The sequence below is a fragment of the Bradyrhizobium sp. USDA 4451 genome (genome assembly GCF_054822585.1).
On sequence record NZ_JBTRCH010000001.1, the window covers coordinates 646,194 to 671,976 of the forward strand.

At 65.4% G+C, this 25,783-nt stretch carries 28 protein-coding genes; 9 read left to right on the forward strand and 19 right to left on the reverse strand.

All coding sequences use genetic code 11. From position 1 onward, the window contains the following. Window positions 1-3 precede the first annotated feature (3 nt). Window positions 4-2,091: a M3 family metallopeptidase gene (locus tag ACVMB0_RS02850; protein ID WP_461345256.1), complete on the reverse strand. Its 2,088-nt coding sequence runs from the start codon at window positions 2,089-2,091 to the stop codon at window positions 4-6. Between the two features lie 130 nt (window positions 2,092-2,221). Here ACVMB0_RS02850 and ACVMB0_RS02855 point away from each other — a divergent pair, with 130 nt between their 5' ends. Then, window positions 2,222-2,482, forward strand: a complete 261-nt coding sequence (locus ACVMB0_RS02855; protein ID WP_461345257.1) for a hypothetical protein — start codon at window positions 2,222-2,224, stop codon at window positions 2,480-2,482. A gap of 476 nt (window positions 2,483-2,958) precedes the next feature. Here the strand turns inward: ACVMB0_RS02855 and ACVMB0_RS02860 are convergent, their stop codons facing one another. Continuing rightward, window positions 2,959-3,147, reverse strand: coding sequence for a hypothetical protein (locus ACVMB0_RS02860; protein WP_212012021.1), 189 nt, complete (start codon window positions 3,145-3,147; stop codon window positions 2,959-2,961). Here ACVMB0_RS02860 and ACVMB0_RS02865 point away from each other — a divergent pair. The 5 genes from ACVMB0_RS02865 to ACVMB0_RS02885 all read left to right on the forward strand — a co-directional run bounded on the left by ACVMB0_RS02865 (window position 3,146) and on the right by ACVMB0_RS02885 (window position 7,173). Next, the gene (locus ACVMB0_RS02865; RefSeq protein ID WP_456752306.1) at window positions 3,146-4,288 is read left to right on the forward strand and encodes a type III PLP-dependent enzyme; all 1,143 of its coding nucleotides are present in this window, start codon (window positions 3,146-3,148) and stop codon (window positions 4,286-4,288) included. The two genes, ACVMB0_RS02860 and ACVMB0_RS02865, sit on opposite strands and share 2 nt — an antisense overlap. A 127-nt stretch (window positions 4,289-4,415) precedes the next feature. Then, window positions 4,416-5,018: a GNAT family N-acetyltransferase gene (locus ACVMB0_RS02870; protein ID WP_461345258.1), complete on the forward strand. Its 603-nt coding sequence runs from the start codon at window positions 4,416-4,418 to the stop codon at window positions 5,016-5,018. Between the two features lie 10 nt (window positions 5,019-5,028). Beyond that, window positions 5,029-5,196 (forward strand): hypothetical protein, encoded by a 168-nt coding sequence (locus ACVMB0_RS02875; protein ID WP_461345259.1) that lies wholly within the window; start codon window positions 5,029-5,031, stop codon window positions 5,194-5,196. Between the two features lie 106 nt (window positions 5,197-5,302). Beyond that, on the forward strand, window positions 5,303-5,692 hold the full coding sequence (locus ACVMB0_RS02880; RefSeq protein WP_456752303.1) for a RidA family protein: 390 nt from the start codon (window positions 5,303-5,305) through the stop codon (window positions 5,690-5,692). A 38-nt stretch (window positions 5,693-5,730) separates the two neighbouring features. Next, window positions 5,731-7,173, forward strand: coding sequence for a homospermidine synthase (locus ACVMB0_RS02885; RefSeq protein WP_456752302.1), 1,443 nt, complete (start codon window positions 5,731-5,733; stop codon window positions 7,171-7,173). Window positions 7,174-7,240: 67 nt separating this feature from the next. On the opposite strand, the gene ACVMB0_RS02890 is transcribed toward ACVMB0_RS02885, so the two are convergent. The 8 genes from ACVMB0_RS02890 to ACVMB0_RS02925 form a co-directional block, all read right to left on the reverse strand. Continuing rightward, window positions 7,241-7,981 (reverse strand): acetoacetate decarboxylase, encoded by a 741-nt coding sequence (locus ACVMB0_RS02890; protein ID WP_461345260.1) that lies wholly within the window; start codon window positions 7,979-7,981, stop codon window positions 7,241-7,243. 121 nt (window positions 7,982-8,102) lie between these two features. After that, complete coding sequence (locus ACVMB0_RS02895; protein WP_461345261.1) at window positions 8,103-8,435, reverse strand: hypothetical protein; 333 nt, start codon at window positions 8,433-8,435, stop codon at window positions 8,103-8,105. A gap of 75 nt (window positions 8,436-8,510) precedes the next feature. Beyond that, window positions 8,511-9,227: an MgtC/SapB family protein gene (locus ACVMB0_RS02900; protein ID WP_461345262.1), complete on the reverse strand. Its 717-nt coding sequence runs from the start codon at window positions 9,225-9,227 to the stop codon at window positions 8,511-8,513. 38 nt (window positions 9,228-9,265) lie between these two features. Then, entirely contained in the window at window positions 9,266-10,285 is a 1,020-nt protein-coding gene (locus ACVMB0_RS02905) for a WD40 repeat domain-containing protein (protein ID WP_461345263.1), read from the reverse strand. After that, the gene (locus ACVMB0_RS02910; protein ID WP_461345264.1) at window positions 10,285-11,340 is read right to left on the reverse strand and encodes a CobW family GTP-binding protein; all 1,056 of its coding nucleotides are present in this window, start codon (window positions 11,338-11,340) and stop codon (window positions 10,285-10,287) included. The genes ACVMB0_RS02905 and ACVMB0_RS02910 overlap by 1 nt, the downstream gene beginning before the upstream one ends. Before the next feature lie 108 nt (window positions 11,341-11,448). Continuing rightward, the gene (locus ACVMB0_RS02915; RefSeq protein ID WP_456752296.1) at window positions 11,449-12,321 is read right to left on the reverse strand and encodes a metal ABC transporter solute-binding protein, Zn/Mn family; all 873 of its coding nucleotides are present in this window, start codon (window positions 12,319-12,321) and stop codon (window positions 11,449-11,451) included. Between the two features lie 5 nt (window positions 12,322-12,326). Beyond that, window positions 12,327-13,196 (reverse strand): metal ABC transporter permease, encoded by an 870-nt coding sequence (locus tag ACVMB0_RS02920; RefSeq protein WP_456756414.1) that lies wholly within the window; start codon window positions 13,194-13,196, stop codon window positions 12,327-12,329. A gap of 5 nt (window positions 13,197-13,201) precedes the next feature. After that, window positions 13,202-13,957: a metal ABC transporter ATP-binding protein gene (locus ACVMB0_RS02925; RefSeq protein WP_456752295.1), complete on the reverse strand. Its 756-nt coding sequence runs from the start codon at window positions 13,955-13,957 to the stop codon at window positions 13,202-13,204. Window positions 13,958-15,393: 1,436 nt separating this feature from the next. Between ACVMB0_RS02925 and ACVMB0_RS02930 the strand changes: the two genes are divergently transcribed. Beyond that, window positions 15,394-16,563, forward strand: a complete 1,170-nt coding sequence (locus ACVMB0_RS02930) for a leucine-rich repeat domain-containing protein (protein WP_461345265.1) — start codon at window positions 15,394-15,396, stop codon at window positions 16,561-16,563. 272 nt (window positions 16,564-16,835) lie between these two features. Here the strand turns inward: ACVMB0_RS02930 and ACVMB0_RS02935 are convergent, their stop codons facing one another. Then, window positions 16,836-17,753, reverse strand: a complete 918-nt coding sequence (locus ACVMB0_RS02935; RefSeq protein WP_456752293.1) for a LysR family transcriptional regulator — start codon at window positions 17,751-17,753, stop codon at window positions 16,836-16,838. A 168-nt stretch (window positions 17,754-17,921) separates the two neighbouring features. Between ACVMB0_RS02935 and ACVMB0_RS02940 the strand changes: the two genes are divergently transcribed. Together ACVMB0_RS02940 and ACVMB0_RS02945 are read left to right on the forward strand one after the other, a co-directional pair. Then, window positions 17,922-19,232 carry an MFS transporter gene (locus ACVMB0_RS02940; protein ID WP_461345266.1) on the forward strand — a complete coding sequence of 437 codons (1,311 nt, stop codon included), beginning with the start codon at window positions 17,922-17,924 and terminating at the stop codon, window positions 19,230-19,232. Between the two features lie 17 nt (window positions 19,233-19,249). After that, complete coding sequence (locus ACVMB0_RS02945) at window positions 19,250-20,323, forward strand: tartrate dehydrogenase (protein WP_461345267.1); 1,074 nt, start codon at window positions 19,250-19,252, stop codon at window positions 20,321-20,323. A gap of 116 nt (window positions 20,324-20,439) precedes the next feature. Here the strand turns inward: ACVMB0_RS02945 and ACVMB0_RS02950 are convergent, their stop codons facing one another. From ACVMB0_RS02950 to ACVMB0_RS02985, 8 genes are all read right to left on the reverse strand, one after another. Continuing rightward, window positions 20,440-21,189: a serine O-acetyltransferase gene (locus ACVMB0_RS02950; RefSeq protein ID WP_461345268.1), complete on the reverse strand. Its 750-nt coding sequence runs from the start codon at window positions 21,187-21,189 to the stop codon at window positions 20,440-20,442. A 166-nt stretch (window positions 21,190-21,355) separates the two neighbouring features. Continuing rightward, entirely contained in the window at window positions 21,356-21,847 is a 492-nt protein-coding gene (locus ACVMB0_RS02955) for a DUF2852 domain-containing protein (RefSeq protein ID WP_456752290.1), read from the reverse strand. A 130-nt stretch (window positions 21,848-21,977) separates the two neighbouring features. Next, window positions 21,978-22,691 (reverse strand): TetR/AcrR family transcriptional regulator, encoded by a 714-nt coding sequence (locus ACVMB0_RS02960; RefSeq protein WP_461345269.1) that lies wholly within the window; start codon window positions 22,689-22,691, stop codon window positions 21,978-21,980. 110 nt (window positions 22,692-22,801) lie between these two features. After that, window positions 22,802-23,164, reverse strand: coding sequence for a YciI family protein (locus ACVMB0_RS02965; protein ID WP_461345270.1), 363 nt, complete (start codon window positions 23,162-23,164; stop codon window positions 22,802-22,804). Between the two features lie 86 nt (window positions 23,165-23,250). After that, on the reverse strand, window positions 23,251-23,676 hold the full coding sequence (locus ACVMB0_RS02970; RefSeq protein ID WP_456752287.1) for a YciI family protein: 426 nt from the start codon (window positions 23,674-23,676) through the stop codon (window positions 23,251-23,253). 134 nt (window positions 23,677-23,810) lie between these two features. Beyond that, the gene (locus ACVMB0_RS02975) at window positions 23,811-24,227 is read right to left on the reverse strand and encodes a YciI family protein (protein WP_456752286.1); all 417 of its coding nucleotides are present in this window, start codon (window positions 24,225-24,227) and stop codon (window positions 23,811-23,813) included. A 129-nt stretch (window positions 24,228-24,356) separates the two neighbouring features. Further along, the gene (locus ACVMB0_RS02980) at window positions 24,357-24,728 is read right to left on the reverse strand and encodes a nuclear transport factor 2 family protein (protein WP_456752285.1); all 372 of its coding nucleotides are present in this window, start codon (window positions 24,726-24,728) and stop codon (window positions 24,357-24,359) included. Window positions 24,729-24,876: 148 nt separating this feature from the next. After that, a complete protein-coding gene (locus ACVMB0_RS02985; protein ID WP_456752284.1) occupies window positions 24,877-25,530 on the reverse strand; it encodes a glutathione S-transferase family protein in 654 nt (217 codons plus the stop codon). Window positions 25,531-25,783 lie beyond the last annotated feature (253 nt).

A 25,783-nucleotide genomic window follows, 5' to 3' on the forward strand; every position in this document is an offset into this window, starting at 1 on the left:
CCGTCAGGCCGCCTCAGGCGTCTCGAGTAGCCCGCGCCGGCGCAACAGCGCGTCCGGCTCGGGCTCGCGGCCGCGGAACGCGATATAGGCCTCCACCGGATCGCGCGAGCCGCCCGACGAATAGATGTCGTCATGCAGCCGCTTGGCGGTCGCCTGATCGAAGATGTCGCCGACCTCCTCGAACGCGCCGAACGCGTCGGCGTCCATCACCTCCGACCACATGTAGCTGTAATAGCCGGAGGCGTAGTGGTCGCCGGAGAAGATGTGGCCGAACTGGGTCGGCCGGTGCCGTAGCGAGATTTCGGCTGGCATCCCGATCTTCTCCAGCTCCTTCTGTTCGAAGGCGCGGACGTCCCAGCTCGCCGCCGCCGGCTGGGTATGGAACTCGAGATCGACCAGCGCCGAGGAGACGAACTCCACGGTGGCAAAGCCCTGGTTGAACTTGCGCGCGGCGAGGAAGCGCTTGAGCAAATCGTCCGGCAGTGCCTCCCCGGTCTGGTAGTGCCGGGCGAAGCGCTGCAGCACCTCGGGCCGCTCCTGCCAGTGCTCGTAGAGCTGCGACGGCAGCTCGACGAAGTCAGTGAAGACAGATGTTCCAGACAGTGACGGATAGGTCACGTCAGAGAGCATGCCGTGCAGGCCGTGGCCGAACTCGTGGAACAGGGTCCGCGCTTCGTCCGGCGACAGCAGCGCCGGCGCGCCGTCGGCGCCCTTGGCGAAGTTGCAGACATTGATGACCAGCGGCGCGACGCCGCCGTCGAGCTTCTGCTGGTCGCGCAGCGAGGTCATCCAGGCGCCGGAGCGCTTCGAGGGCCGCGCGAAGTAGTCGCCGTAGAACAGCGCCTTGTGTTTGCCGTCGCGGCCCTTGACCTCCCAGACCCGGACATCCGGGTGCCAGACCGGGACGTCCTTGCGCTCCGCGAAGGTGACGCCGAACAGGCGGGTGGCGCAGTCGAAGGCGGCCTCGATCATGTGGTCGAGCACCAGATAGGGCTTGATCGCGGAATCGTCGAAATTGGCGCGGCGCTGGCGCAGCTTTTCGGCGTAGTAGCGCCAATCCCAAGCGGCCAGGGCGAAATTGCCGCCCTCTTCCGCGATCAGCGCCTGCAGCGCGTCGCGATCGGCGAGCGCCCGGACCCGCGCCGGCTTCCAGACCCGCTCCAGCAGGCCGCGCACGGCCTCCGGCGTCTTGGCCATGGAATCCTCCAGGCGGTAGGCGGCATAGGTCGGGAAGCCCAGGATCTTGGCGGTCTCCTCGCGCAGCCTGAGGATCTCGACGATGGTCGCGTTGTTGTCGTTGGCGTTGCCATTGTCGCCGCGGGCAATGAAGGCCTTGTAGACCTTCTCGCGCAGGTCGCGCCTCTGCGAGCTCTGCAGGAACGGCTCGACCGAGGAGCGCGACAACGTCACGATCGCCTTGCCCGGCATGCCGCGCTCTTCCGCCGCAGCCTTGGCGGCCGCCACAAACGTGTCGGAGAGGCCGGCGCGGTCGCCCTCGCCGAGCTCCATGAACCACTCCTGCTCGTCGCCGAGCAGGTGGTGGCTGAACGTGGTGCCGAGATGGGCGAGCCGCTCGTTGATCTCCGCCATCCGCGCCTTTGCGGCCTCGTCGAGCCCGGCGCCGGAGCGGCGGAAGCGGGTGTAGGTGCGCTCCAGGAGCCGCATCTGCTCGCCGGTCAGGCCGAGCGAAGCGCGCTTCTCGTGCAGCATGGCGATGCGGCCAAACAGCACAGCGTTCATCATGATCGGATTCCAGTGCCGCGCCATCCGGGGCGAGACCTCCTTGTCGATCTCCAGGATCGCCGGGTTGGAATGGGCCGAAACCAGGTCGTAGAACACCGCCGAGACCTTCGACAGCAGCTTGCCGGAGCGCTCCAGCGCCGTGATGGTGTTGTCGAAGTCGGGCAGCGCCGGATCGTGGGTGATCGCAGCCACTTCGGCCGAATGGTCGGCGAAGGCCTGCTCGAAGGCGGGCAGGAAATGCTCCGGCTTGATCTCGGCGAAGGGCGGCGTCTCGAGCGGCGTCTGCCACGCCTTCAGGAGGGGGTTGGCAAGAACCTGATCGTTGGCTTCTGCGCTGGTTTCTGACATCGAAAATCCCGTTTTTCGCCCTGAAAATGCGGCCCACTCTATATCACGCGATACGGCATTTTTGGGCCTTTTGCGCTTGATAGATGGGCCCTTTTCGGAGAGATTGCGCCCCCTGAACAGGACCTATTTCATGACCATGCAGCCCACCGCCTCTGGCAATCGCACCATCGCCTGGCCGAGCGTCATCACCGTGATCTCGGCCGCGATCCTGATCGGCGCGGAAGTGTTCGGCGCGGCGTTCGCCGGCGGCTGGGCGCTCGCGATCCTGTTCGGGCTCGACGATGTCGCCGCGCACATCCTGCAGGCCGTGCTGTTCGGCATCGGCGTCCTGATCATGATCGCCTTCATCCGCGCAGCTCAACGCGTCGAGCCGTTCACGCGTCGCGCGTGAGCCTCGTGCGATTCGAGAAAGTGCTGCGGCACAGGGCTAAAACGCACACGCTTCGTTAGTCATTCTTAACAGCCGTTCATCTTCAACACGGGCTGCGCGCGAGATCGCAAGCACGCGTTAGGGAAATTTGCCGCTATCGCAAAAAAATTCTTGCGCCGCGAAGTCAAAAGACTTATTTCCTGCCTTGCCCAATTTCGCACGTGCCTGTGGTCGTGTGTCAGTCGGTAGGTATCCGGACAAGAGGCCGGACAGCCGCCAAGGGGTGGAAGAACCGAGGGTCGCTTACGTCCGAGAGGACACGAGGCGGCCAGCATCTCTCTCCAGGGATGCCGCGTTGAAGGTCTCGCCACTCTTTGCAACCGTGACTGGCAGCCGGAGGCGAACCGGCGCACCCCGCTCTCAACGGGGGACGCGACTTAAAGCAACGACGGATCGGGCTTTTTTGGTCTCTACCGGCATTCCAACGCCGGCGCGGGCTACTGAAAAGGCTTGTCCTTCATTGCCAGGTGTGCGGGCGGGAAACTCTCCCAACCAATCCACGGCAGCACAGTCTGGTTTGAGTTTTTCGGCTTCGTTGCGCCTCCATCGCGCGATGTGGCCGGAGCGCTCTTATCCGACGTCACGTTGATACGGATCCCGTCGCTGGGGCCGTTGGAGAGTGCCATGACTGAACGTATCCAGGAATTCCTGCGCAACCGCCGCAGCGAAGGTCTCGACACCGAGCCGTGCCTCGTCGTCGACCTCGAGGTCGTGCGCGACAACTACCAGACCTTCGCCAAGGCGCTGCCGGACAGCCGCGTGTTCTACGCGGTCAAGGCCAACCCGGCGCCCGAAGTGCTCTCCCTGCTCGCCTCGCTCGGCTCCTGCTTCGACACCGCGACCGTTGCGGAGATCGAAATGGCGCTGGCCGCCGGTGCGACGCCGGACCGCATCTCCTATGGCAACACGATCAAGAAGGAGCGCGACATCGCGCGTGCCTTCGCGCTCGGCATTCGCCTGTTCGCGGTCGATTGCGCCGCCGAGGTCGAGAAGGTCGCCCGCGCCGCTCCCGGCGCCAAGGTGTTCTGCCGCATCCTCTATGATTGCGCCGGCGCCGAGTGGCCGCTGTCGCGCAAGTTCGGCTGCGACCCGGAGATGGCGGTCGAGGTGCTCGACCTCGCCAAGCGCCTCGGGTTGGAGCCGTGCGGCATCTCGTTCCATGTCGGCTCGCAGCAGCGCAAGGTGAAGGCGTGGGACCGCGCGCTCGCGATGGCGTCGACCGTGTTCCGCGACTGCGCCGAGCGCGGCATCAACCTCACCATGGTCAACATGGGCGGTGGCTTCCCGACCAAGTATCTCAAGGACGTTCCGCCGGTCGTGCAGTATGGCCGGTCGATCTTCCGCGCGCTGCGCAAGCATTTCGGCAACCAGATCCCGGAAACGATCATCGAGCCGGGCCGCGGCATGGTCGGCAATGCCGGGATCATCGAGACCGAAGTCGTTCTGATCTCGAAGAAGAGCGACGAGGACGAGGTGCGCTGGGTCTATCTCGATATCGGCAAGTTCGGCGGGCTCGCCGAGACGATGGACGAGTCGATCCGCTACGCCATCCGCACCCCGCATGACGGGGCCGACATGACGCCGTGCGTGCTCGCGGGCCCGACCTGCGACTCTGCCGACGTGCTGTACGAGAAGCTGCCGTATCCGCTCCCGGTGACGCTCGAGATCGGCGACAAGCTGCTGATCGAAGGCACCGGCGCCTATACGTCGACCTACTCGTCGGTGGCCTTCAACGGCATTCCGCCGCTCCGAACCTACCACATCTGACCCGCCTCTTATTCGAGGCCTGAACCGGGAGCCGGCTCCGCCGGCTCCTCGCCGAACCATTTTTGAATTTTCGAACGACGCTTGCCGCGGCGTACGACCGGCCGTTGCGAGCGAGGACTGACGTGCCATGACTGCTAAACGGAACACCCCCGTTGCCCTCATCCGAAATGCCGCTCCGTTCGCGATCCGTGCGGAGCGGGCTTCGGACGTCGTCGCGCGCGAAGCGCTGCTGGATGCCTGCTTTGGCGACAAACGCCATGCGCGCACCTGCCAGCGCCTGCGCGACGGACGCGCGCCCGCCCAAGGCCTGAGCCTTGCGGCCGTGCGCCAGGACGGCCGGCTGGTTGGAACCGTGCGGCTGTGGCACGTCAGCGCGGGGGGCCGCAGCGCGCTGATGCTGGGGCCGCTGGCCGTCGATGACGACTGCCGCGGCCTCGGCGTCGGCGCCGCGCTGATGCAGCGCGCGCTGGCCGTGGCGAAGGCCCGCGGCCATGGCGCCGTGATCCTGCTTGGCGATGCACCCTACTACGCCCGTTACGGCTTCACCGCCGCCAGGACCGGCGAATTGTCGCTGCCCGGCGCGTTCGAGCGCGAGCGGCTGCTCGGCCTCGAACTGGTCGAGGGGGCGCTGGACGGCGTCTGGGGCATGATCACGCCGACCGGTGCGCCGCTGCCCAAGAAGGCATCTCGGACCCGCAAGGCACCGCTCGCCGTGCCGCACGCGGCGTAAGGCGGGCGCCATGACAGAGAACCTTCCCGCAATCGACGGCGCGCGCCCGCGGTGGCGCGGCCTCGTCACCACCGTCATGCTGATCCTGATCTCGGTCATGATCGTCAGGGACATCCTGATCAGGCGCTGGACCGGCTCGCCACCGTCGCCGCCGGACGCCACGCAGCAGTCGCACTAACCATCGGCCGCAGGGCGGAAATCCAAGCGCCGAATCCAAGGGGTTGCGCGGGCGGCAAGAATGCCCGTAAACCCCGCGCAAAGCCATTTTTCCGTCGAGGTCCAGCATGCCCCGCCGCCTGATTTCCACCGGCTCGCCGTTCGAAAAGACCGCCGGCTACAGCCGCGCCGTGATCGACGGCGACTTCGCCTTCGTCGCCGGAACCACCGGCTACGACTACACCACGATGACCATGCCGGCAGATGTCACGAGCCAGTCACGGAACTGCTTCAAGACCATCGAAGCCGCCCTCAAGGAGGGCGGCTTCGCGATGGCCGACATCGTGCGTGCGACCTACTACCTCACCGACGTCAACGATGCGGACGCTCATTTCGCGGTCTGCGGCGAAGTCCTCGGCGACATCCGCCCGGCCGCAACGATGCTGATCGTCGCGGGACTCTTGAAGCCCGAGATGAAGGTCGAGATCGAAGTCACCGCAAAGCGACGCAACCCCTGATCCACTCTACCCGCCGCTCGGCGCTCCTGGAGAAAATGATGAGCCCCTCCTCGCAGATCTACGCGAAAATCACCGGCCCCATTGTCATGATCGGCTTCGGCTCGATCGGCAAAGGCACGCTGCCGATGATCGAGCGGCATCTCGATTACGACAAGTCGCGGGTCACCGTGATCGACCCCAAGGACGAGGGCCGCAAGGCGCATTGCGAGAAGCAGAACGTCAAGTTCATCCAGAAGGCCGTGACCAAGGACAATTATCGCGAGTTGCTGACGCCGCTGCTCACCGAAGGCGGCGGCCAGGGTTTTTGCGTCAATCTCTCGGTCGACACCGGCTCGACCGACATCATGGAGCTCTGCAACGAGCTCGGCGCGCTCTATATCGACACCGTCAACGAGCCCTGGCTCGGCTTCTACTTTGATTCCTCAAAGGGCCCGGAAGCGCGCTCCAACTACGCGCTGCGCGAAGTGACGCTGGCCGCCAAGAAGGCGCGCCCGGCGGGTTCGACCACGGCGGTGTCCTGCTGCGGCGCCAATCCCGGCATGGTGTCGTTCTTCGTCAAGCAGGCGCTGCTCAATGTCGCCGCCGATCTGAAGCTCAATGCTCCCCGGCCGAAGACCAAGGCCGAATGGGCCGACCTGATGCGGCAGGCCGGCATCAAGGGCATTCACATCGCCGAGCGCGACACCCAGCGCTCCAAGACGCCGAAGGAGCCGGATGTCTTCGTCAACACCTGGTCGGTGGAAGGCTTCCTGTCGGAAGGCGTGCAGCCGTCCGAACTCGGCTGGGGTACCCATGAGAAATGGATGCCCGAGAATGCGCGGACCCACGAGGCCGGCTGCGGCGCGGCGATCTATCTGATGCAACCCGGCGCCAACACGCGCGTGCGCACCTGGTGCCCGACCCGCGGCGCGCAGTACGGCTTCCTCGTCACCCACAACGAGTCGATCTCGATCTCGGACTACTTCACGGTGCGTGACGCATCAGGCAAGGCGATCTACCGGCCGACCTGCCATTACGCCTATCATCCGGCCGACGACGCCGTGCTGTCGCTGCACGAAATGTTCGGCCGCGCCGCGAAGATGCAGGAGAAGCACCACATCCTCGACGAGAACGAGATCGTCGACGGCATCGACGAACTCGGCGTGCTGCTGTTCGGCCACGACAACAATGCCTACTGGTACGGCTCGCAGCTCTCGATCGAAGAGACCCGCGCCCTCGCGCCCTACCAGAACGCCACCGGCCTGCAGGTGACCTCCGCCGTGCTCGCCGGCATGGTGTGGGCGCTGGAGAATCCGAACGAGGGCATCGTCGAGGCCGACGAAATGGATTTCGATCGCCTGCTGGAGATCCAGCTGCCGTATCTGGGCCCGGTGAAGGGTTTCTACACCGACTGGACCCCGCTGACGGATCGTCCGGGACTGTTTCCGGAAGATATCGACACCAGCGATCCCTGGCAGTTCAAGAATATCCTGGTGCGCTAATAAGCGCGCCACAGCTGGAGACGGAAATGCCCGGCCTCGCGCCGGGCATTTTGCCATCTGGCGCCGCTCACCTCGCCATGTAGTCGAACGCCACCGAGCCGAGGCCGAGCGTCAGGTCCGCCTTGTAGTGCAGCGCCGACACCACCTCGCGCACCGGCAGGCGGGCGACGTCGCACAGCGCGTGCGGAAACAGGCCGAGCGCGGCGGGACCGGTCCAGGCCTCCTTCAGCACGATGTCGCCGAGCTGAAAGCGCACCAGCTCGCAGATCCGCGGGCTGCCGTCGACATGCGGGATGATCTTCAAAATGAAGTTCGGCGCCTTCATCGCATTCAGCACCGTGTCGTGATCGACCTTGCGGTACTTGTAGCCCATGGTGGCGGAAGCGCAGAGCACCGAGCCGTAATGCAGCGAGCCGACCAGGACGTCGCTCTCGACCGCGATCTTGGGCCGCGCCAGCTTCTTCGGAAATCCCCACAGCTCGCGGCCGCCGGCGATCGGGGCCTCGTCGTCGAGATACATCGCATGGGTATAGGCGCCGAGCTCGCCCTTGAAGCGCACCGGGATCACCTGCCCGGTCTCGGTATAGTCGCCGAAGCCGGTCGAGTCCGGCATGCGGATGAACTCGTACTTCACGACGGCCTCGGCAACCTCGAGCGGCTCCGGCACCACGGCCGCCAGCGCCTCCGGGTCGGTCTTGTAGGTGATGATGAAATATTCGCGGTCGAAGAACCGGTACGGCCCCGGCGGAAATGACGGGTTGGTGAGCGGCATCGAATAGGCGGTGCGCCGGACGTCTTCGATTTTCATGGAAGGCCCCATCTGTCGTTGGCAAGACGACGGATTATGGCGGGCAGGGATGACGGAGGCGAGACCGTATAATCGGCAGCATCAGTCAAATGCGCGTCACACGCTAGAGGCAGCGGCGCGGCTATTTCTTCTCGATCGGCGGCGCGGTCTTCTCGGCGGGCGCCGGCGGCAGCACCGGCTTGGCGCCGGCCTTCTGCGCCTCGTCGTCGGGGCGGGCCGGCTGCGGCGCCGGGGTGGTCGGCCGCTCGCCACCGGGCTTCGACTCGGCCGGAGCGGTCGTCTTCTGCGGCTCTGGCGTCGGCGTCGTCTGCAGCGGCTGGGTCGCTTGCGCCATCTCCTGCCGCGGAGCGGCGTTGATCGCGTGCAGCGACAGCGCCGCAATCCCGACGCCCGCCGCGACCAATGTCGAGGCGATCAGCACGTCTTTCCGCAGTTTGCGCCGATCAGCAGCCATCCCGTTCACCCGCATCATGTCAGCGGGGTCAACGATCCGGCCGACGCATGGTTCCTGCGCGCCGCCGCTGGGAACTCAATCCGTGGTGCTGATCTCCCAGGTCGCGTGGCGCACGCCGGGCAGATGCTGCAGGTCGACCACCACGGCATTGAGCTCGTTGGGTTCGACCGCGGTGGAGACCAGCTCCGCCACGATCTCGAGAAAGTCGTCGCCGGCCTCGACCACGTTGACATCGGCGACCGGATAATTCGCGGCCTCGAGCTTCTCGACCAGGCGATCGCGCATGTCGGGCAGCGCGTCGGGGGTGACCGCGAGCTTGAAGTAGTAGGTCGCCTCCAGCGCCTTCTCGTTCAGCGGGATTCGATTGATGGCGTTGACCAGCGGACGCAGCAGCGTGTTGCCGGCGATCACGAACACGGTCAGCGCCGCCGCCTGCGCCACCAGATCGGCGCCGGCACAGGAGCCGACCGCGGCCGAGGCCCACAGCGTCGCCGCGGTGTTGAGACCGCGCACGTCCATGCCCTGCTTCATGATGACGCCGGCGCCGAGGAAGCCGATCCCCGACACCACATAGGCGATCACCCGCACCGCGCCGTCGGCACCGGCGAGATGCATCGCGAGATCGACGAAGGCGGCCGCCCCGACCGCGACCAGCACATTGGTGCGCAGCCCCGCGGTACGCTGCCGGTACTGCCGCTCGGCGCCGATCAGCGTGCCGAGCACGAAGGCTGAGGTCAGGCTGACCAGCGTGTCGAGGAAGTCTGCGAGCTGGAATGTCGTCAGGAATCGCATGGCGCTGCCCCGGCGCGAGCTTCGGATGCAGCGATCTCTTACATTTCCAGGATGCCCGCGTCACCATCTTCCGTGCCGAAGGCGAGCAGCGTGCCCTTGGCATTCCATCCGAGCGCCGACACCGCCGCGCCGGTATTCCGGCGCACCAGGATCTCGGCGCCGTCCTCGAGGCGGACCATCAGCACGGTGCCGTCGGCATAGCCGACCGCCATGATGTCGTTCTTCGGATGGCAGGCGACCACCGCGACCCGCGCCGGCATCGGCGCCAGCATCGCCGGCTCCTTGCCCATCGGGCCGTCCTTGCTGGTGAACGGCCAGACGATCACGGTATCGGCGCCCGAGGTCGCGAGCCCCTTGCCGCCGACGCTCCACGACATCGAGCGGACCCGGCCGGGATAGCCGCTCATCCGCATGTGCCGGTTGTCCGCGAGCCGCCAGCCGTGCATCGCAGCCTCGTGCATCGCCGTGACCAAGAACTTGTTGTCGGGGCTGAAGGTGACCGCGAGATGCGAGCCGGCCCATTCCAGGAATTCCGGATTGGCCGCCATGTTGGGAAACCACAAGGTCACGCCGTTGTAATGCGCGATCGCAAGCCGCAGGCCCTTCGGCGCAAACGCCAGCCCGCCGACGGTCGACGGCACCTCGAAGGTTTTCTCCTCGCCCTTGGGATTGCGCACGAACGCGGTCTTGCCCGCCGACCACGCCACCGTGCCGTCGCTGTGCAGCGCGACATTGTCGATCCAGCGCCGCTTGGCGTCGGTCGCAATCGTTGCGGTCTCGCCCTTGGCGTCGATTGCGATCAGCTTGCCGTCATCGCCGCCGGTGACGAGCCGCTTGCCGTCGGAGGCTGCGCACAGGATGGCGCCGAAATGCGTCTCGGTGCGCGTGATCTCGCCGGCGGCGGTCGCGATCGCGACACGCTCCTCGGCGCCGACGAAGAACGCGCGGTCGCCGAGGAAATGCACCGAGCCGACCGCCGCGCCAAGCGGAAGCGGCTTGACGCGATCGGTGATCGAAACAATGGAGGAAGCGGCCTCGCCCGGATCGAACTCTTTCATCACGTGGTGATGCACTGCTCGAAGCCGTCGCGGATCGCCTGCTCCGGCAATTCACGACCGATGAACACGACGCGGCTTTCGCGCTTCTCGCCGTCCTTCCATTTCCGCTGGTGGTCGCCCTCCAGCATCATGTGGACGCCCTGGAACACGTAGCGATCGTCATCGCCGGTGAAGGCGAGGATGCCCTTCGAGCGCAGGATCTTCTGGCCCTCGGTGGCGACGAGGTTCTGCAGCCATGGCATGAACTTGTTCGGATCGAGCGGCTTCTCCGAGCGCAGCGACAGCGATTGCATGTCCTCGTCGTGATAGTGCTTCAGCCCGCCATGGCCATGGTCGTGATCATGGTGGTGGTGGTGATCATGGTCATGATGATGATCGTGGTCATGGTCGTGATCGTCGCCGGCTTCGAGGAAATCGGGCTCGATCTCCAGGATGCGGTCGAGGTCGAACGCACCGCGCTCCAGCACGTCCGTGATCCCGACCTGGCAACGCTCGGTGCGGTGCAGCTTGGCGTACGGATTGATGCCGCGGATGCGGGCCTCGACCTCGGCGAGCTCGGGCTTGGAAACCAGGTCGGTCTTGTTCAGCACGATGACGTCGGCGAACGCGATCTGGTTCTTGGCTTCCGGCGCGTCCTTGAGGCGGTCGCTCAGCCACTTGGCGTCGGCCACCGTCACCACGGCGTCGAGCCGGGCGTTCTTCTGCACGTCCTCGTCGACGAAGAAGGTCTGCGCGACCGGCGCCGGATCGGCAAGGCCGGTGGTCTCGACGATGATGGCGTCGAACTTGCCCTTGCGCTTCATCAACCCGTCCATGATGCGGACGAGGTCGCCGCGCACCGTGCAGCAGACGCAGCCATTGTTCATTTCGAACACTTCCTCATCGGCGCCGATGATGAGGTCGTTGTCGATGCCGATCTCGCCGAATTCGTTGACGATGACGGCGTATTTCTTGCCGTGGTTTTCCGACAGGATGCGGTTCAACAGCGTGGTCTTGCCGGCGCCGAGATAGCCCGTCAGCACGGTCACTGGAATTTTTTGCGAAGCTTCAGCCATAACAACTCCGAAGGAACTCTTTGTTTGAGCATGATCTTATCGGAAAACCGGACCCCACTTTTCCGGATCATGCGAGGCGGCGCTCGACTCGGCAAGGAGGCCCCTGCCCTAGTTCGCGAGCGCGCTGGTCAGGGCCTTTATATTGTGCCTGACCATATCAATGTAAGTGGGGGCATCGCCCTTTTCGCCCGTCAGACTGTCCGAATACAGCGTCCCGCCGACCCGGGCGCCGGTCTCGGCCGCGATCCGCTCGATCAGGCGGGGATCGCTGATATTTTCGAGAAAAACTGCCGGAATTTTCGCGACCTTGATCTGGGCGATGATGGCGGCGATATCGCGTGCGCTGGGCTCGGAATCGGTGGAGACCGAGAGCGGCGAGAAGAACGTGATCCCATAGGCGTCGGCGAAATAGCCGAATGCGCCGTGGGTCGAGATCACCTTGCGCCGCGGCTCCGGCACTTTGGCCACCGCCTCACGCACCTCGCGGTCGAGCGCCTCGAGCTTGGCCAGATAGGCATCGGCATTGGCCTTGAAGGCGGCCGCCTGGTCGGGCGCCACGGCGATCAGGCCGTCGCGAATATTGACGACATAGATCTTGGCATTGGCCACCGATTGCCAGGCATGCGGATCGTCATGGCCGCCCATCTTCCGGGGCATGATGCTCTTGGTCGCGACCGCGACCGGCGCCTTGCTGCCGGAGGCCTGCAACAGCCGCGGCATCCAGCCCTCGAAGCCGAGGCCGTTGATGACCAGCAGCCTGGCATCGGCGACCTTCTTGGCGTCGGCCGGCGTCGGCGCGTAAACATGCGCGTCGCCATCGGGCCCGACCAGTGCCGTCACGTCGACGCTGTTGCCGCCGACATTGCGCACCATGTCGGCGAGGATCGAGAAGCTCGCCACCACATTGATGCGATCGGCGGCGCGCGCCGGTCCGCCCGCCAGCACCAGCGCCAGACCGATCAATCCAAACAACCGCCGCATTGTCGTCATGCCTCGAGATGGCGGCCGGGGAACAGCTGCCGCACCAGGCCGCTGACATTGCCGAACAGCAGCGACACAACATAGAGCCCGGCCGCGACCAGGATGATCGCGGGGCCGGAGGGAATCCGGGTCTGGTACGACAGCACCAGCCCGGCATAGCCGGACAGCATCGCGCTCGCCACCGCGATGCAGATCATGGTGGTGATATCGCGCGACCAGAAACGCGCGATGCCGGCGGGCAGGATCATCAACCCGACGCCGAGCAGCGTGCCGAGCGCGTGGAAGCCGTTGACGAGGTTGACCACCACCAGCGCCAGGAAGGCGAGATGTGCCGGCGCGCCGGCCCGACTCACGGTGCGCAGGAACACCGGATCGACGCATTCGATCACCAGCGGCCGATAGATCACCGCGAGCACCAGCAGCGTGATGGTGGCATTGAACGCGATCACCAGCAATGTCTGGTCGTCCATCGCGAGGATATTTCCGAACAGCACGTGCAGCAGGTCGATATTGGTGCCCTTGATCGACACGATGGTGACGCCGAGCGCAAGCGAGACCAAGTAGAAGGTCGCGAGCGAAGCGTCCTCCTTGAGCTCCGTGGTGCGGGCGACGAGGCCGGCGAGCAGCGCGACGGCAAAGCCTGCGATCAGGCCACCGGTGGTCATCGCGAACAGATTGAGTCCAGAGATCAGGAAGCCGATCGCGGCCCCCGGCAGGATCGCATGCGCCATGGCGTCGCCGACCAGGCTCATCCGCCGCAGCATCAGGAACACGCCGATCGGCGCACCGCCGAGCGACAGCGCGATCACGGCCGCGAGCGCGCGGCGCATGAACTCGAATTCGGTGAAGGGCGTGATCAGCGCGTCGGTCAGCATCGGCATCAGGCGGCTCGCGAACGTGGATCGGCGGCGCAGGCGCCGGCCTGGTCGTCGAACGCCTCGCACATCCGCATCGCGACTGTCAGATTCTCAGGGGTCAGCGCCTCGGCGGTCGGCCCCCATTCCACCGGGCCGCGTGCCAGGAGCAGCGTCTCCGGGAAATTGTTGCGCACCATGTCGAGGTCGTGCAGCGCCGCCAGCACGGTACGGCCCTCGCCGTTCCAGCGCTTCACCAGCGCCAGGAGGTCGGCGGTGGTCTTGGCGTCGATGGCGTTGAACGGCTCGTCGAGCACGATCAGGCGGGCATCCTGCAGCAACACGCGCGCGAACAGCATGCGCTGGGTCTGGCCGCCCGACAGCGTGCCGATCGGGCGGTTCTCGAACCCGTTGAGGCCGACCGCGGCGAGCGCCGCCAAAATCTTGTCGCGCGCGGCCCTGCCGATGCCGCCGAAGAAGCCGGTCGAACGCCACAGCCCGGTGCCGACGAAATCGAACACCGAGATCGGGAACGTTCGGTCGATGTCGGCGGATTGCGGCAGGTAGGCGATGTCGCGGTGCTCGAGCCCGTCGAGATCGATCACGCCGGACAGCGGCTTCAGCACGCCGGCAATGCCGCGCAACAGCGTCGACTTGCCGGCGCCGTTCGGACCGATCACGGCAAGCAGCGCACCGGCCTCGACCGCACCATTGAGATGATGCACCGCCGGGTGGCGGTCATAGCCGAGGGTAACGTCGCGGAAGGTGACAAGCGGGCTCATCGGCTTACCTCATCGCCAGCCAGACGACGGCCCACAGGCAGGCCGAGACCGCGAGCGCGGCGGAGAACCTGGCCGGCACCGGCATGCGCAGGATCGACCAGTGCGCGGTCTGGGCCGGGTGCGCGTGGGGGCCATGGCCATGCCCGTGGGGATGTGCGTGGCCGTGATGGTGGTGGTCGTGGGTGTGCGTCTGCGCCATGGGGAGACTGTTATATTATAACATAACGCAAGTCCACCGACGAGGAACTCATGGCCGATCCGCAGAACCGGGGGAGATTTGCCCCATAAAGCCTGAATGGCGGTCCCTCCCCAAGTCGTCCCGGCGCAGACCGGGCGCAGACCGGGACCCATGACCACCGAATTTGATGGTGAGAGGGATCGCGGCCCCAGCATAGGGCAACTATCGAGAATTGGGGTAATGGGTCCTGGCTTTCGCCAGGACGACGATGGGGACAGTTCTGGATTCAAGATGCCTCACAACGCGGTGTCATCACCCGCGAAAGCGGGTGATCCAGTATTCCAGAGGCAGTTGTTGTTGAGCCGATGGGCCGCGGCGTACTGGATCGCCCGGTCGAGCCGGGCGATGACAGGTGTGGGTGGGACGCAGCTTCGCGTTCTCGCGACATGAATCGTCCGAGCTTTTGCATGTCGTTTTCGCCGCCCTGAAAGCAGAGGGCGCAGGGAAAGCCGGGTGCCGATCGCACCCATGGGTCCGGTGCAATAAAAAAGCACCGGAGGTCGGACCACAGGTGTAACCGGAAACATCCCGGCTTTCCCTGCGCGATGGTTTTACGGCTTATACGTGCTCGCCCCGGCGAGACTGGGCTTGTTTGTCACCGTCACCGCGAAACGCTTTCGCGTCTCGCGGGAGACACCTGCCGCTAGGGCGTCAGGTCTGCACGACTTCGCCGTCCGCCGCATTGTGCACGTCGTCAGTGCGCAAGCAGCGGCCACCGCATCTCACCGCAACACTCCTGACGATGCGCAGCGCCCCTCGATCGGGTGAGACGGACCCATTCAACACCTGAGTTGGGTCCGATGTCAAGTTAAATTCTGCAAATCGGAAGGAAAGCGCGTGCGGATCGAAGCACTATTTTGTTAACGCCTGCCCGGCATGATTTCCGCCTTGCCATTTGATGGGGCGAGGCATGTCGGACCAATGGACAACTTACGCATTGTGGCAAGCCGACCCTGAAGCTGCGCTGTCGGAAGCGGAGCGGCGCGTCGCGGTCTGCACCGAACGACATGATGAGGGTCTGACGCTCGGCGGCCTTGACCTCCAACGGCTTCCCGACGGTATTTCGGCACTGACATGGCTGCGCAATCTGGAGATCTACGGCGGCAGGGTCACTGATTTCTCGCCGCTCGCACCGCTGTCGAACCTGGAATCCTTGCAGATCGGATCGATGAAATGCCCGTTTCCGGGCCTCGACTTCATGTCGGGCTGGACCGGCCTGCAAGTGCTCGAAATCCTTACACCGTCGGCGATCGATCTGAAGCCCGCGGCCGATTGCGCGCCGCTGAAGCGCTTGCATGTCTGGTGCACCCAGGGTCGGATCGACCTGCTCAATCTCGATGCGCTCGCGACCCTGCAGGGACTCGAATTTCTATCACTCAATGGCGTGCAGTCGGCGCGCTTTGACGTGATCGGGCGATGGCGCGAATTGAAGGTCGTTCTGCTGTTTGGAACTGGGCTGTCCACGCTGGCAGGCTTTGAAAATCTGCATCGGTTGAACAGCCTGAGTGCCACCGAGTCGTCGGTCACCGACCTGTCGCCGCTCGCCGGCCTGACAACGCTCGAAGAACTGAACCTTCGCGGCACCCAGGTTAGCGATCTGTCGGCACTGGCCGGTCTGCCCTCGCTGAACAGCCTCGACGTCTCGAAGACCCAGGTTTCCGATCTGTCGCCGCTGCGGCCGTTGGCCGAATGTCAGCGCGAATTCGATCAAATGAAGCGTGCGGAGAATTCGTTCTGGGTGTTCAAGGGCCTGGAGCGGCTTAACATATCGAACAGCAAGGTCAGCGACATTTCCGCGATCGCGCATCTCGACGGCATCAGATACCTCGATCTCGGCGAGACGGCGGTTTCGTCGATCGATCCACTGCACGATTGCAGGACGTTGTGGAATCTGAACGTCGCGGGGAGCGCCGTAACCGACCTCGGACACCCCGGCTCGCTCTCCCAGCTGCAATCCATCAACGCATCGAAAACCCGGATCAGGAGCTTGCAGGCGCTCGCGCCTGCGTCATCACTGCAGACGTTGAACATCGCTGAAACTGATGTATCCGACCTGACGCCGATACGACGCGCCCATGAATGTCGATCGCTCGATCTGCGCGGCTCGCAGGTGGCCGATATCAGCCAGATCATCGATATCGGCAAGAATCAGGCGGACCATCGCTATTCGTCCGAAGCGCTGGATTTCCGCGATACGCCGGCCTCGCGCGCAAGCGAACGATATGCAGAGCTCGCTGCCCTGGCGGACGCCAACCCGACGACCTGCTTCTTTGAAACCAAACGCCATCTACAGGAGATGGCTCGCCCCCGCGCAGCACCGCCCCGGCGCGGATTCTGGAGCGCATTGATCGGCCGCCCGCGATCCTGACGTCCTTGGCGGGCCATGCTGTCAGCCGGAATGCCGTAGGACGCCGTCCGATCAGCGCCCTGTTTCCGGCTACAGAGAGCGGGGCATGGGAAAGCCGGGCGGAACAGCGTTAGGGCTCGACGTTATCCCCTCGTCATTCCCCGGTGCGCAATTGCGCACCTGAGGGCTCGCGAAGCGAGAGCCCGGAATCCACTCATCAACGGAGCATGCGGCCCGATGGATTCCGGGCTCGTGCTGCGCACGCCCCGGAATGACGACGGGGAGAGACGTGCTCACGCCTCGCGTGCGTAACCCTTCAACTTCGCCTGCAGCACCGCGAGCACCTGGTCGCGAACCGGGTCGCGGGAGCCTTTCAGCCAGGCGGCGGCGAGCGGCAGGCGGCCGGCGGGGCTGCCGCGCCTGAGCCTGAGGGGAACGAAACGCACGCCCGGAATCGCCATCCGCGCGGTCCAGCGCGGCACGATGGCGACGCCGAGCCGTGCGGCGACCATGTTGACGATGGTCTGCTTCTCGTCGGCGATCTCCTGGATGCGCGGCGTCAGCCCCGCCTCGTCGAACAGTTTTGTCGTGAGATCGTGGCTGTGCGGCCGCGAGCGGCGCTCCGGCACGATCAGGGGCTGATCGGCGATATCGGGCAGCACGATCTGCTTGCGACGCGCCAGAGGATGCTTGTGCGACAACGCCACCACCGCGGTCTCCTGCAGCAGCGGGACGAACTCGATACGGCGGTCGGGCCGCTCCGGCGGACGCACGAAGGCGAGGTCGAGCGCGCCCGACAACAGCTTCGGCAGCAGCCGGATGGTCTTCTCCTCGAGCAACTGTACGGCAACGTCTGGATGGGCAGCGCGGAGGTCGCGCAGCAGTGGCGGCAGCAGGCCGGCCGCGGCGCTGTCGATCGCGCCGATCCGGAAGCGCCGCGCCTGCGGCTTGCGCAGCCGGCGGCGAAAGCCGTCCTCGATCGCCTCAGCCCGGCCGAGCAGCGCGCGTCCTTCGCGCAGCAAAGTGGCGCCGTCCTCGGTCAACGACACCGCGCGCGTGGTGCGCGCGAACAGCCGCACCCCGAGATCCTCTTCCAGCAGCTTGATGTGGCGGCCGAGCGCCGACGGCATCATCTGCAGCCGCTGCGCCGCGCGGCCGAAATGCAGTTCCTCGGCAGCCGCCACGAAGCAGCGAAGCTGGTGCAGTTCCAAGACGTGTTCCTGTGCATTCCGATCCGCCGTTTGACGGCCGCGGCGATTATATCATTTTTTTGTATAAACCGGCGCGGATTGAACCGGAAGGGCCCGCCCCTCTAGGCTTCCCGGTGGCGCGGCGGAATGCGCCGTCCCAACAAACAACACGAACCCCCGAGGAAGCCCATGGAAAGCGAGCTTGGCACGCGCGTGTTGCGCAAGGTCACCCTGCGCATCGTGCCGTTCATCATGCTGCTGTACTTCGTGGCCTTCATCGACCGCGTCAATATCGGCTTCGCCGCGCTGACCATGAACAAGGACATCGGCCTGTCGCCGACGGTCTATGGCTTCGGCGCCGGTATCTTCTTCTGGGGCTACTTCCTGTTCGAGGTGCCTTCCAACATCATCCTGCACAAGATCGGCGCGCGGATCTGGATCGCGCGGGTGATGATCACCTGGGGCCTGGTCTCGGCGGCGATGGCGCTGGTGCAGGGCGCGACCAGCTTCTACGTGCTGCGCTTCCTGCTCGGCGCCGCGGAAGCCGGCTTCTTCCCCGGCATCATCCTCTATCTGTCCTATTGGTTCCCGGCGCGGCAGCGCGCCGCCGTCACCGCGTTGTTCATGGCTGCGGCACCGCTCTCGACCGTGCTCGGCTCGCCGCTGTCGGGCGCGCTGTTGGAGATGGACGGACTGCTCGGCTCCAAGGGCTGGCAATGGCTGTTCGTGCTGGAGGCAGTGCCCGCCGTGCTGCTCGGCCTGGTCGTGCTCGGCTTCCTCACCGACCGGCCGGAGCAGGCCAGATGGCTCGCCGATGACGAGCGCGCCTGGCTGGTCAGGACCATGAAGGCGGAGACTGACGGCAAGGCCACGACCGCGATCCACAGCATCTGGCGCGGCCTCGCCGACCCGCGCGTGCTGGCGCTGGCGCTGGTCTATTTCGGCACCTCGGCCGGGCTCTACACACTCGGCGTGTGGGCGCCGCAGATCATCAAGGCGTTCGGCCTGTCGTCGCTCCAGGTCGGATTCCTCAACGCGGTGCCGGCGACGGTCGCCGTGATCGCAATGGTGCTGTGGGCGCGGCATTCCGACCGCAGCGGCGAGCGCACCTGGCACGTGGTGCTGGCCTGCCTGACGGCAGCGGCGGGGCTCGCGCTTGCAGGACTATGGACCGGGCTTGCCGCGGTGATCGCGGCGCTGACGCTGGTCAATATCGGCATCTCCTCATCGAAGCCGCCGCTGTGGAGCATGCCGACCATGTTCCTGTCGGGCTCGGCCGCCGCGGCCGGGATCGCCACCATCAACTCGATCGGCAATCTCGGCGGCTTCGTCGGGCCTGCGATGATCGGCTGGATCAAGGACCGCACCGGCAGCTTCGACGGCGGTCTGTATTTCGTCGCCGGCCTCCTGGTGCTGTCGGCCGTGCTCACGCTGCTGCTGTCGCGTACGCAAAGCGCACCGGCGGCCACTCCCGAACCCAATCCCGTACGAACCCACTGACTGATCCGGAGAAACCCATGCGTACCCATTCCATCGCCGCCATTCCCGCCGACGGCATCGGCCCCGAAGTGATCTCCGCCGGTGTCCGCGTGCTGCAGGCGCTGGCCAAGCGCTCGGGCGACATCAGCTTCAACGTCAAGACCTTCGACTGGGGCTCGGACTATTACAAGAAGCACGGCGTGATGATGCCGGCCGACGGCCTTGCCGAACTGAAGAGGTTCGACGCGATCTATTTCGGCGCGGTCGGCGCGCCCGACGTGCCCGACCACATCACGCTGTGGGGCCTGCGGCTGCCGATCTGTCAGGGTTTTGACCAATACGCCAATGTGCGGCCGACCAAGATCCTGCCCGGCGTCGCCTCGCCGCTGCGCAATGTCGGCGTCGGCGATCTCGACTGGGTGATCGTGCGCGAGAATTCCGAGGGCGAATATGCCGGGATGGGCGGCCGCGCGCACAAGGGCCTGCCGGAAGAGGTCGGCACGGAAGTCGCCGTGTTCACCCGGGTCGGCGTGACGCGGATCATGCGCTACGCGTTCCAGCTGGCACAGTCGCGGCCGCGCAAACTGCTCACCGTGGTGACCAAGTCGAACGCGCAGCGCCACGGCATGGTGATGTGGGACGAGATCGCCGCCGAAGTGGCGAAGGACTTCCCCGACGTCAGCTGGGACAAGATGCTGGTCGACGCCATGACGGTGCGGATGACGCTCCATCCGAAGAGCCTCGACACCATCGTGGCGACCAACCTGCACGCCGACATCCTGTCGGATCTCGCAGGCGCGCTCGCCGGCAGCCTCGGCGTGGCGCCGACCGGCAACATCGACCCGCAGCGCCGCTTCCCCTCGATGTTCGAACCGATCCACGGCTCGGCCTTCGACATCACCGGCAAGGGCATCGCCAACCCGGTCGCGACCTTCTGGACGGCTGCGCAGATGCTGGAGCATCTCGGCGAAAAGGACGCCGCCGCGCGGCTGATGGCGGCCGTCGAGAAGGTGTGCGCGGCCGGCGTGCTGACGCCCGACGTCGGCGGCAAGGCGACGACCAAGGAAGTCACCGATGCGGTGATCGACGCGATCCATGGGTCGAATGTGTGAGACACGTTCGCGTTGCCCTGTGCAGTAAGGAGAGCACGCTAGTCTCCCCACCCTCTTCCGCAAGGGGAGAGGGAGCCTGAGAGAGTGCTCACCTCACAACCGTCGGGATACTCACCTCACGATGACACCCCCGCCTCGGCGCAATTGGTCAGCCGCGCCGGCACGCCGACGGCGGTGCAGCCGGCGGGCACGTCCGACGTGACCAGCGCGCCGGCGCCGATCCTGGCGAAGTCGCCGATCGAGAGATGTCCGATCACGGTGGCGCCGGCGGCGAGCAGCACGCCATGGCCGATCTTCGGTGCGTGGCGCGGGTCATCCTGATGCCGCGCGATGGTGACGTTCTGCAAAATCGTGACCTCGTCGCCGACGGTAGCCAGCGCGCCGATGATGATGCCGGTGCCGTGATCGAGGAAAACAGCGGTTCCGATTTGAGCCGACGGGTGAATGCTGATCTGCAACTGATCCGCCGTCGCGCTGTGCATCAGCAGCGCGAGATCCGGGCGGTCCTGGCGCCACAGCCAGTTCGACACCCGCCAGGCTTGCAGCGCGGCGTAGCCCTTGAAGTTGAGGAACGGCAATAGCAAGCCCGTGATCGCCGGGTCACGGCGCACGATCGCGGTGAGATCGACGGCTGCGGCATCGACCAGCGCTGGCTCGGCGGCAAACGCCTCGCGCGCCGTCCGCACGAATTGGGCGCGGTCGCCATCTTCGCGGCCGATGCGCCGGCCGATCAGGAAAGCCAGCGCGCCGCTGAACTCGCCCTGATCGAGGATGAAGGCGGCCGAGGCCTCAAGAAAGCGATCGGCGACGACAGCCGCCTGCGCTTCGCGCCGGATCGCGGACCAGAGATCGTCAGAACTCGCCATCGCAGCTTCGCCTCGTCGCGCGCAGTCAAACGATAGTGGGCATCACCGGGCCAAAATGCAAACCGCCCGCTTGCTCATCGCAAACGGGCGGCTCAGGGCCATCAGGTTCTATGGGGGCACATCGCCTGAAGGCTAGCTCGTGCCTCGCGCGATCAGCCTATTCAGATCAGCTCTGCGGCGGCTGGTCGTTCGGCGGGGTCGGACGGGTCTTGTGCTGCGCCATGAAGGCGTCGAACTCTTCCTTGTCCTTGGCGTGGCGCAGGCGATCGAGGAAGTTCTTGAACTCGACCTGCTCTTCCTCGAGCCGGCGCAGCGTGTCCTGGCGGTACTCGTCGAAGGCGCGGTTGCCGCTGGAGGGCGGGCCGAAGCCGCCGAACGGGAAGCCGCGGCGCTCCATGCGGCTCCTCATCCGCTCCATCTTGTCCTGCATGCGCTCCATCTTGTTCTGCCAGCGATCCATGTCGTTGTGACTCCAACAGGCCATTTTTCTGCTCCCGAGTGTGAAAAAGAGAAGGGCGAGGCCGATCGGCCACCAGATCATGAAGCCGAGGATGATCCCGGCGATCTTCAGGGGGTGCCACGGCGTCGCGTAGAAGTGCGGACGGTAGGGCTCTTCGACGGGGCCGCGCCAGCGATTGACATCAGCGGTGTAGGCCATTTCCTTCTCCATCACGGCATCACGCCGTTGTGAATGTAAATAACATTTACATAGGTAGCCCATCCCCCGGGAAAGTCAAGCAGCGCGGATGACGCACCCGGCCGATTATTTTTGGCTCAGCCTTTGAACCTTATTTCGCCTTGCCCCACGGACCGGACCTTTCACCCGCCGGCTTTTCGTCGGCCGAGCTGGTTCCAGGCCTGCGATCAGTCGGGAAGCCGAGGCCGCGCAGATAGATCAGCACCTCGGCCTCGAGCAGATCCTCCGCCGACATCGGCAGCTTGCGCCGCGCCGCATCGCCGCGGCCGAACAGCGAGGCGACGCCGTGCGACATCGACCAGATGTGCAGCGCCATCATCATCGCCGGGGGACGCGGCATGCCCGGCGGTGCCAGCGCGGCGAGCCGCTCGGCGGCGGCGCGGATGATCGCGAACGCGCGCTCGCTGGCGGCCATCAGCGTCGGATTGGCATCGGGCGGCAGGCCGGATTCGAACATCGCGGAATAGAATGCGGGCTCCTCGCGGGCGAAGGCGAGATAGGCCTTGCCGACCCGCTCGAACGCCGTGACGGTGTCGGGGCGGCCGTCGTCCCAGGCCTGGGTCAGCAGCGACTCGAACTGCTCGAAGCCGCGCTGCGCGATGCTGGCGATCAACTCGTCACGATCGCGGAAATGCCGGTACGGCGCGGCGGGGCTGACGCCGGCCATCCGCGCGGCATCGGCGAAGGTGAAGCCGGCCGGCCCCTTCTTCGAGATCAAATCGAGGGCGGCCTGCAGCAACGCCTCTTTGAGATTGCCGTGATGATAGCCGCGCTCGGCGCGGCCTTGGTCCTTGCGCCAGCTCATGTGAACGGCTTTTACATGAGCCGGCAGTAAAGGTCACTAGCGGGGCGGCGATGCGTTCATCAAGATTAACGGACCGCTCCCGCTGGATGCGGGCCTGACGGCCCGCAGCCCTATCGGCCCGGGATCGGCAGCACCGGCATGATCTCGACGGCTTCGCCGGGGAAGATCGAGAAATGCGGGTGGTTCTCGAACAGCTTGGCGGCCGCCTCATGCGAGGGCGCGCGCACCACCGTAAAGCCGGTGAGCTGGTTGGCGATGTCGGCGGTGCCGCCGGCACCGACCTGCTTGGTCTTGCCGAGCGGGCCGCCGATCTCGACGATCACGTCGTGGTGCTTCTCGACCCAGGCGCCCCAGGCCGCCATGCCCTGCTGCTCCTTGGCGCGCCGCTCGGCCTCGGGCATCGCGTTCCAGGCTGCCATGCGCGAGCCGTCCTTGCTGCCGAGATAGACGGCGAGGAAGGTGTTGGTGCTCATATTTCATCTCCGTTGTGCGCGTAGGTGGTTTGACGATCGATGGTTGGTGCGCTGACGCCGTGCGGCGGCAGCGCTTGTTGCAAGATTTAGCGCAGCGCCTTGCCCCAGCCGCCCTGCGGATGCTCGAAGATGGCAGCGGCCTCTCGCACTTCCTCCGAGAAGTCGCCGATCTCCTGGACCTGGCGGATCTCGATGATCTCGTTGGCCGAGGCCGGGCACTGCTTGGCCCATGCGATCGCGTCCGCACGCGAGGCGACCTCGATCATCCAGAAGCCGCCGATCACCTCCTTGGCCTCGGTGAACGGGCCGTCGATCACGACCGGCACGCCGGTGTCGAACTTGACGCGAGCGCCGGCAGCCGGCGGATGCAGGCCCTCCAGCGTGATCAGCACCCCGGCGTCCTTCAGCGCCTGATTGTATCGCATCATCGCGGCGACCCGTTCGGGATCGAGCTCGAGCTTGGCCGGCGCGGACTCGTAGCCGAGCGGGATCATCAGCATCATGAAACGCATGGGTCGGATTTCCTCATCTGTTGACGCACTCGCAATTCTCGTCTTCGTCATCCCGCGACCCGTCAGGCCCGGAATCCATGACTTGCGTCGATGGTTATCACCGCGTCGGCGATATCGCAGAATGACGTCGGGTGTCATGTCTTGCTCACCTGCTTGCGCAGGCGCTCTCCCTGCTCGCGCAGCTCGGGCGTCAGCGCCGCGCCGAAATCGTCCGGCGTGAAGACCTGGCGGATCTCGATCTCGGCGCCGCCATCGAACGGCGCGCGCTTCATCCAGTCGATCGCCTCATCGAGCGATTTGGTCTCGATCAGCCAGAAGCCCGCGACGAGATCACTGGTCACGCTGAACGGCCCGCGGCTCACCGTGCCCTGCCCGCCGGCATATTTGACCCGCGCGCCCTTGCTGGTCGGATGCAGGCCCTCGCCGGCCTGCATCACGCCGGCCTTGACCATCTCCTCGTTGAACTTGCCCATCGCGGCGAGCAGCTCGGTGCTCGGCATCACGCCGGCCTCGGTATCCTTGTTCGCCTTCACGATCACCATGAACTTCATCATCCTGCTCCGTCGCCTTGTTGTGTTTCCGGCACCGCCGGTGCTCGTCTCAAGGACGACGCCGGTCGTGCCACGCCGACAGGGCACGCGAAATTATTCCGGAGGTCATTGCATCGCGCGCCACGGCCTTCAGCGCTCCTGCCTGACGAGTTCGCCGTCCTGATGCGCGGGACCGAAATAGACGTCGATGCGCGACACCTTGTCGCCGTCGAACACGACGAACTCGGTGTTGCGGAAGCTCTTGCCGTCGCGCGCGATGCAGCGATAGGTGACAAAGGCATTGCTGCCCTCGACCATGATGCGCTCGATCTCGTGACGGCCGATCCAGCCGGAGTCGCGCCAGCACTCGGCGAAATAGCGCGGCTTGTCGATGTTCTCGCCATAGGGCGTCGAGAAGCGGAAGTTCTCCGCAAACGCCGCCTCGACGCTCGCGCGGTCATTGGCGAGATAGGCGGCGAAGAGGGAGCGGATGATCTCCGCCCTGTTGCCAGCTGCAGCCATGTCGTCTCCACATCATTCGCCCGGGCCTCCGGAGCGGTCAGCGCTCCAGAACCCGGACCTCAGGTGGAAGACGAATGGAGCGGCCCGAACGCGACATCGGGCCGCTATTTATTTTGGGAACCGGGCCGCCCCTTCGCTGGCTCCATTCTCAGGTTTCCTTGGGAAACATGCCGAAATAGGGCTCGGCCTCGCGGAGCACACGGGCGAAGGACGGCCGCGCCTTGAGCCGCTCGAGATAGGCTGCCAGATGCCGGTGTTCCTCCGCAAACGGCTCGACCTTGTTGCCATAGAACAGCGTCGGCGCCGCGGCGCAATCGGCCAGCGAGAACCGCTCACCCATCATCCAGCCGCCATGCGCGAGTTGCGGGTCGAGGATCGCATAGGAGGTGCGGAGCTGCGCCCGCGCCTCGGCGACGCCATGGGGATCCTTGCTGTCTGCGGGCCGCAGCCGGTCGCCGACGATTTTCTGCATCGGCAGATGGACGTAGAGATCGAGGAAGCGATCGCGCAGCCGGGTTTGCAGCGCGAGCTCCGGGTCCTCCGGGATCAGCCTGACGGCACCAGGGTAGTGCCGGTCGAGATATTCGATGACAATGCTCGATTCCGGCACCGTCTCGCCGCGCGCCTCGTCGCGGAGCACGGGAAAGCGACCGATCGGCGACAGCGCGAGCAGCGCCGCGCGCTCGGCGGGATCGCCGAGATTGACCAAGTGAGGCGTGAACGGCGCGCCATTCTCGTAAAGCGCCACCAACGCCTTCCAGCAGAACGACGACAGCGGGTGGTAATGCAGGGTAAGCGACATCAGAACTCCATCATAGAACCAGAGCCCGGAGGACGAAGCAGGGACCGTTCTTCCGACATCGCGCGCGCGATAAATTTTTGGTACGGCGATACTTTTCGTGCTCGGCGGGCGCGCGCAGACTCACGCATCGAGCACGATGCGGATTGGTCGCGGCCGCGAATCGCGACGCGAAATCGATCGGTGAAGCGATCAGCAATATCAGCGATCGTAATAGACCTATCAGCGACGCTGAAGTGCACGCGTTCCGATCGTC